This is a genomic window from Pseudomonas sp. UMAB-40 (assembly GCF_900095275.1).
GTDB lineage: Bacteria > Pseudomonadota > Gammaproteobacteria > Pseudomonadales > Pseudomonadaceae > Aquipseudomonas > Aquipseudomonas mandelii_B.
The window spans coordinates 1-524 of the sequence record NZ_LT607623.1 but is presented as its reverse complement, the minus strand read 5'-3'; the positions used below and the strand labels follow the sequence as shown (position 1 = coordinate 524).

The window sequence follows — 524 nt, the reverse complement described above, 5'->3', positions numbered from 1 at the left end:
TGGCCCAGAGTGTGTAAAAACGCCTTCGCGAACCCTTGCTATGATTTCTTAGGATTTCATCGCAGGGATCGCCCATGAAGCGCTTTATCCAAGGTGAACATCGAGGCCAAGGCACCTTACTTCCCGAGAGCCTCGACGACTACGTCAGCGATACCAACCCGGTACGCGTAGTCGATGTCTTTGTCGACGAACTCGACCTGGTCAATCTGGGTTTTGAAGGTGCCATTCCAGCCGACACTGGCCGGCCGGCTTACCACCCCGCGATCTTGCTGAAGATCTACATCTACGGCTATCTCAACCGCATCCAGTCGAGTCGACGTTTGGAGCGAGAAGCCCAGCGCAACGTCGAACTGATGTGGTTGACCGGGCGTTTGATGCCGGACTTTAAGACGATCGCCAACTTCCGAAAAGACAACAGCAAAGCCATCAGAGCCGTCTGTCGCCAGTTCGTTGTGCTGTGTCAGCAGTTGGGACTGTTCGGAGAACATCTGGTCGCCATCGATGGCAGCAAATTCAAAGCAGTC

General features: G+C 54.4%; 1 protein-coding gene. It reads left to right on the top strand.

Annotated features, from left to right (window positions below):
* Positions 1-74: 74 nt before the first annotated feature.
* Positions 75-524: transposase (locus tag K0F88_RS32040; protein ID WP_219097879.1), on the top strand; the 450-nt coding region annotated here is incomplete at its 3' end.